The organism is Halomarina rubra (assembly GCF_023699475.1).
Lineage (GTDB): Archaea > Halobacteriota > Halobacteria > Halobacteriales > Haloarculaceae > Halomarina > Halomarina rubra.
The window spans coordinates 96,978-103,075 of the sequence record NZ_JALXFV010000006.1 but is presented as its reverse complement, the minus strand read 5'-3'; the positions used below and the strand labels follow the sequence as shown (position 1 = coordinate 103,075).

6 protein-coding genes and 1 pseudogene are annotated in these 6,098 nt (G+C 58.2%); 5 read left to right on the top strand and 2 right to left on the bottom strand.

Features of this window, described 5'->3' with window-relative positions:
- The first annotated feature begins 223 nt into the window (after positions 1–223).
- Entirely contained in the window at positions 224–1,087 is an 864-nt protein-coding gene (locus M1L36_RS12815; protein ID WP_250874146.1) for a DUF7979 domain-containing protein, read from the top strand.
- Between the two features lie 185 nt (positions 1,088–1,272).
- Here M1L36_RS12815 and M1L36_RS12810 read toward each other — a convergent pair.
- Positions 1,273–1,395, bottom strand: a pseudogene (locus M1L36_RS12810) (aldo/keto reductase); the annotation flags it as partial.
- Between the two features lie 74 nt (positions 1,396–1,469).
- Between M1L36_RS12810 and M1L36_RS12805 the strand changes: the two are divergent.
- Positions 1,470–1,997, top strand: coding sequence for a winged helix-turn-helix domain-containing protein (locus M1L36_RS12805; protein WP_250874144.1), 528 nt, complete (start codon positions 1,470–1,472; stop codon positions 1,995–1,997).
- Positions 1,998–2,444 (top strand): toxin-antitoxin system TumE family protein, encoded by a 447-nt coding sequence (locus tag M1L36_RS21620; protein ID WP_369694237.1) that lies wholly within the window; start codon positions 1,998–2,000, stop codon positions 2,442–2,444. It begins immediately after the preceding gene.
- Positions 2,445–2,513: 69 nt separating this feature from the next.
- Here M1L36_RS21620 and M1L36_RS12800 read toward each other — a convergent pair whose 3' ends face one another.
- A complete protein-coding gene (locus tag M1L36_RS12800; RefSeq protein WP_250874143.1) occupies positions 2,514–2,975 on the bottom strand; it encodes a zinc ribbon domain-containing protein in 462 nt (153 codons plus the stop codon).
- Positions 2,976–3,422: 447 nt separating this feature from the next.
- Between M1L36_RS12800 and M1L36_RS12795 the strand changes: the two genes are divergently transcribed.
- Together M1L36_RS12795 and M1L36_RS12790 are read left to right on the top strand one after the other, a co-directional pair.
- The gene (locus M1L36_RS12795; protein WP_250874142.1) at positions 3,423–4,649 is read left to right on the top strand and encodes a sodium:calcium antiporter; all 1,227 of its coding nucleotides are present in this window, start codon (positions 3,423–3,425) and stop codon (positions 4,647–4,649) included.
- A gap of 127 nt (positions 4,650–4,776) precedes the next feature.
- The gene (locus M1L36_RS12790; RefSeq protein WP_250874141.1) at positions 4,777–6,063 is read left to right on the top strand and encodes an ABC transporter substrate-binding protein; all 1,287 of its coding nucleotides are present in this window, start codon (positions 4,777–4,779) and stop codon (positions 6,061–6,063) included.
- Positions 6,064–6,098 lie beyond the last annotated feature (35 nt).

Below are 6,098 nucleotides of genomic sequence, written 5' to 3'. Positions count from 1 at the left end.
CCCGAGCACTAGCACACAATTCGACGAATCGAACGGTCTCACCACAAAGAGTATGCCAGTTACTGTTTGACCTGTCGGTATGCGAACTCGACGGTCCCTGCTTACGGTCGCGGTCCCTCTCCTCGTCGGTGGCTGTATCACCGATACGCCAGCACGCGACCAGCCAGCAACGTCCTCCGCACCAGAGCCGACAGAGTCTCCCCCCACCACGAGTGGTCGAACTGTGAGTGTCCAGCCCTCTGATTCTCCGCCGACGCCCGAGTGCGTTCGTGGGTCCACGGTCTCACTGTCTCCGTTTTCACCTTCCAAACAGTTCCCGACGACACTTCAACCGAGCCAACAGCGGCTCTTCGACCGAATCATCGCCGAAGACGGAGTTGAATTGGAGACGTTCGGAAGGCCGCCAATACAGGACGGACAGTTCGTCAGCCACGAAGCGACAATCTACCGCATTGAGGTCGACCAGTTGGGAACTGAAATGGTGTCCGGCCGTACTGCGGCCCTCTCGTGGGAGAAAGGCCAGTCGGCACCATCTGATGAGACTGTCACCGAGTATAGCACCCTTCCTGATGCCGACCAGAACGCACTCGACCTGCTGGTACACGGCCCGGAGTATTCGCGCGACGGGCTCCCCACAACGGGCATGTCGGTTTCGAACGCCCCAGCACCCTATCCAGATGGGACGGCCGACTCGGCCCTCGTTGGCGTAGGGACGACGTGGGTTGAGTGGGACAACCGGGTGTATGAAGTCACCATTACCGACGAAGAGGAGTTACTTGCTCACAGGACGTACGACTACAGCGCAACGCAGGTGGCGGCATCCGAAGCGGAGTTTCGAGCGTTTGTTGCCGACCGATTCCTCGTATCACTTGATGACCTTTCGAACGAAGAGCAATCTGTCCTCGAGACAGCGATAGAGGCCGGCGAGGACGGACACTATCAGGATTGCAACGAGCCTTCCCCCGGATACAAGCAGTTGCGAAAACGGATGGAGGGCTACCCTGGCATCCCGAGTCCGCGGAGTGGCTGGTACGTCGCCTACGAGGGTGAACGGTATCTGCTCAACATCAGTGGGTGGGTCTACTGAGTCACTTGCTGAATACTGCGGTCAGCCCCTCGAATTGGGACTCGTGGTGAGCTAACGCAAGTCCCATCCCGGAGATCTCGCCGGTTCCACGCTCATTTGAAGGTTGAAGAGTACGTTTCATCAGCTCTCGATGGCATTCGCCCACAATTGGTCCCCAACGATTGGAGGAGCCAGTCGACCGACGTCTACAGTCCGCCGTACGGGCCGGCCTTCGATTCCGTCAAGCGCTCAACCTGCTCATCCGAGAGGTCGATACGCGCAGCACCGAGGTTCTCCTCCAGTTGCTCGATAGTCCGCGCGCCGACGATAGCCCGACCAAACACGTTTTCGAAGATATTTGAGCAGTCAAAAGATATATTGCGAGAGATGCCTATAGAGAGGTATGACCAAGTTCGACCCGGCCCCTCCATCCGACGATACTGAGCGCCGGTGGCAGGTGGGAACGGACACGTTCGGTCGCGTCTACGATGTCGTCCTCGGAGTTACCTCGCCGACTACGTACAGCGAAATCGCTGAGCTTGCGAGTTGTTCTCCAAACGCCGCGAAAAAGCATCTCGACCGGTTGGCAGAGATGGGTATCGTCCGAGCCAATAGAGACAATCGCCCGGCGACATACGAACGAAACGAAGGGTATCTTGAATGGCAAGACGCCAGTCGAATCGCAGCCGATCTCTCTGTCGAAGAGATCATTGACCGCGTAGAGGCACTCGAAACGCAGCGGACAGAATACGAAGCGCGGTTCGGGACAACAGATCCAACGGCGGTTAGCGTGTTCGGCCACGGTGATCACGAATCCATCCACGAGCGGATGACTGCAGTCAGCGAGTGGCAGGGAGTGATTCGAGATATTCGACTGTACGAACTTGCTCGGCAGCTCTCTCAGAACGATGGCCACCTGATTCCGGCATAAATGGACCAGCCACCAGAGGATTCAGCGCCGCCCTCAACAGGCCCACCGGACCGACAGACCCTGCGCCTACTGGAGCGACACCTTTCGTCGGATTCTCTCGTAGCGGAGACTGCGTTTGACCCAGATTCCTACGAGCCCCGACTGCTCCATGGACAATTCGACGCTGAGCAATACCCAGACTCAGTGGCAGCGGCCCGACTCGACGTCCGATGGTTCACGACTGGTGATTTCTCGGTCCACTATGTCGAAGAACACGAGAACGAGGAACTCTGGGAGTGTCGCTGGGACCGGCACCCGAACACCCATAACACCCGGTTGCACTTCCATGAACCACCGTTTGCCACCGAGATTACTGACCTCGAACTTCCTTCGCTGCATCCACTCGAAGTGTACTCTACCATCATGACGGCGATATCCCAACGCATCGAGACACAGTGGTCGCTATAAACGGAAGAGGGAACAATGCTATCCAATTCGTATACCGCAGACACCATTCCCTTGTGACTTCTCCCACGACTAAAGTCGTGGGCTTCCCTCACTGAGGGATAATCCCACGTCGCTTGGGGAGTTCGCAGGTTCTATCTCACCGTTAGGTCCTTTGAGTCTGACCTGCGTTTCGGGCTGAGCCACAACAGCCCCCACCGTCGATAGCGGGCTCTGAATGTCCTTACCAACGGCTCGTTTCGCAATGTTCGACGCACCATTCTTGTCACCGTTATCGTCCAGCCCACAGTCGTGACACTCCACACGACCCTGCACCTCCCGAGAGGTGTTCTGCGACCCACACCGCCAACACGTCACAGAAGTATCGTACTCGTTCACCGGGAGGCACACTCGACCGTCTAGATGGGCTTTGTACGTGAGGATGTTCGCCAGCTTCGCGTACGGCATCTTGTGAACCTTGTCGTTCACGTATCGTCCCTCAAAGAGAGTCCGCAACCGATCGAGTTCATCGGTGCGATTGACGAAGTGGTCCATACCCCCAGTCGTAGGGGGAGATATATATGAGTCCCAGAGTTAGGAATCAGACTATAATAGTTTGAGCTATAATAAGGAGGTCGATATCCCGTATTAGCTGTATTTTAGTTTCTGAGCCGTTTTCCGCAACGGTTACTCCGGAACCGGTGGGGTGAGAGCGAGGTCTAGATGTCGCTCATCGTCTCTTCGTGATACCCCGCATCGAGTGCCATCGAGACCGATTCCTCACAGAACGTCTTGAAGTCGACATGGCAGTGTTGGCGCCGACAAGGGCGTGTTGAGCGAACTGGGAGAGAATAGTCGTCTGGTGGGTGGGCACAACCAAGCTCGGGAAAACTGCTGTGTGCTCACTAATCTTGGAGGGCGAGCGGCTACATGTATCGTTGTTCAACGAACTCGAGTACATGAACACCAAGCTACATGATGGCATTTGATAACTAGTGGTGCATGTCGAACGTCCCGGGGGACGGTGGGTCCATCCTCGCGATCACTGTTCTGCTCGCGATTGTAGCACTTCTCGTCCTTGCTGGTGGCGTTGGGTCAACCGAACCTGGGGGAATCGCCAGTGCACAACAACCACAGGAAGAAGCAGGGGGAGACGAGGGTGGACTGGAGGCCCAGATTGAGGGATTCATCGAGTCAGGAGGGCTTCTGCGTGGGATTGCTGTACTCCTCGGTGGCGTTTTTCTGTTGACAGCGTGCGCGGAAAAACTCATCAGCTACCTCACAAGGGCCTCACTGGGACTTCGAATCTCGCTGTTCGCACTCGCCATCGTCTTCACCGGCTTTGAGGTCGATGACATGATGGTCGCGGTCGTATTCTCCGCAGGGAATCTGGAAGGGGCTGCACTCGGGACCGCACTTGGAACCGCGCTTGCCATCACTGGCATCACGCTTGCACTCGCGGCGATTGTTCAGCCGTTTTCGGTCGCTATCCCACGAGATTACGTCGCGCTGTTTGCGCTCTCGCCACTCCTTGTGGTTCCATTTGCAGCCGTTGGAACGTTGAGTCCCGTCCACGGCATCGTCCTCATCGGTCTGTTCATCGCGGTATTCAGCTATCTTGTCGTTCGTGAGTACCAACGGGATATCCCGGTTTTCAGAACCACGGAACTTGGAGCCGAGATCCGGCCTGATGGGGGTACACCCTTGCCGGCATCAGTCTCTGAAATCCCCGAAGACCGCCTTCTCGGCCGGTTCGCGACGTCTGGGTGGGTCTGGGTCGGTCTCTCGTTTCTCGCACTGGCTGGCATCGTCTTTGCGTCAATGCTGCTTGAAGCCGGCTCTGAAGTGGTTATCGACGACGTTGGCCTCAACGAGACGGTATACGGCGCAACGATTCTCACGCTCATCCTCACGTTCGAGGATATCATGCTCACCATCGAACCGATTCGGCGTGGTGTCCCGGAGATTGGTATTGGAAACGTCATCGGGAGTGTGCTGTTCTCGGTGACCGCCAACATCGGCGTCATCCTGATGTTCAGTGACCTCACCATCTCATCGTCCGTCCTAACGCTCCACCTCCCCGCTATCATCATCGTGACTGCTCTCGCGGCCTACTTCCTCTCGACAGGCAAGCTGAAACGCTGGCACGGCTATCTGCTCGGTGGACTGTACGTTACCTACTGGGCTATCGCAGTCTTCGTCTACGGTGGCGTCCCAGTTTCGGGGTGACCTGATGGGTCGTGACAAGAGAGCGCCCAATCGGGCCGTTGTCCCAGTGGTGGTCCACCACCCCCAGAGAGTCACGAGTGGTATATCACGGCACGGTATTTATTGTCACGCGACTGTTCGTTCGGCTATGCACTGGCGCGAGTTTCCCGTGCTTCCCGCAGATGAAACGCTGTTCGAGGGGTTTCGCGCCGGATTAGACACGAGGGCTGCCCGTATCCTCGCGTATCTCGTCCGACGCCGAACGGACCCGGAGATAGAAACAGCCGAAGCGACGCGTCTTTCGATCCGTATCGGTACCGAGTTGGGGCGGGAGCCGACGATTGCAGCGCTCTCAACGCTGTGTGCGAATGGATTGGTGGAGGAGACGACCGTCGACCGAGAACGCCCCGGTCGGCCCCCGAAGGGATGGGTCGCTGTACACGATAGTGAGACCACTATGCGGCTCGTTCAGAGCCACCATAGCTACGGGTTGCTCGAACAGGCTGACGAGGTTGCGAAGCATTTCGAGGTCGCCCTCCCCGACGCCTGGTTTGAGACCGTCGACCCAGAGGATGTGACCCCGGTCGACAGGACCAGTCTGACAGTGGCTCTCAACTGGATGCCCAACGGCCTGCACGCACCCATCATCGCCGCGGTCGAGTCCGGTCACTACGAGCGTGCAGGTCTCGACATCACGCTCGAGCCAGCACGTGGGTCGGGAGCCGCTACGGAACACCTCCGGACCGGTCAGGCCGATGTCGCACTCATCGGTGCCGCGAGTGTCTGTAGTGCCGCCCCCGAATCGTTCGTCCCACTCGCACAGCTCCGCCAGCGGTCGCTGGCCGTTCTCTATACGACGACTGAGCGACTGGGGGCACCGTTCACGAGCGTCGAGCAGGTCCGAGGTCATCGACTGGCGGTGACTCCAGACTCCGAGGTTGGCCGACTCGCACGGCTGTTTCTGGCCCATACTGGCATCCTCGATAGTGTAGACATCGTCGCGGTCTCCGGTGAGGAGCGGACGGCCCTCGCACGCGGTGATGCAGACGTTGCGACCGGAATGCCGTTCGACGCATACGAATTCTCCGAGGCGGGTTATGAGGTGTCCTCGCTCGCTGTCGCCGACCACTTTCCCGTCCCCGGGCCGGCACTTGTCACGACAGCCGACACGCTTCAAGCTGGCCCCAAAACGATGCATCGCTTCCTGATGGCGACCATCGCGGGCGTGGTGACGGTCCACCAACAGCCAGAGGAAACCGCAGTACAGGTCGCAACACAGAGTGGGGATGCAGTCGAGAACGAACGCTGGCGAATCGACCACGCGCAGTCACGTGCTGCTGAGCGAGGAGTAGGGCGTGACCACGGCTGGGGAAGACAGACTGTCGAGGGGTGGGAGCGCCTTCAGGTGGCGCTTCGACAGGAGGAGAGTGGATGATTGACGCCGAGTCGCTATCAGTCGAGTTTGAAGAC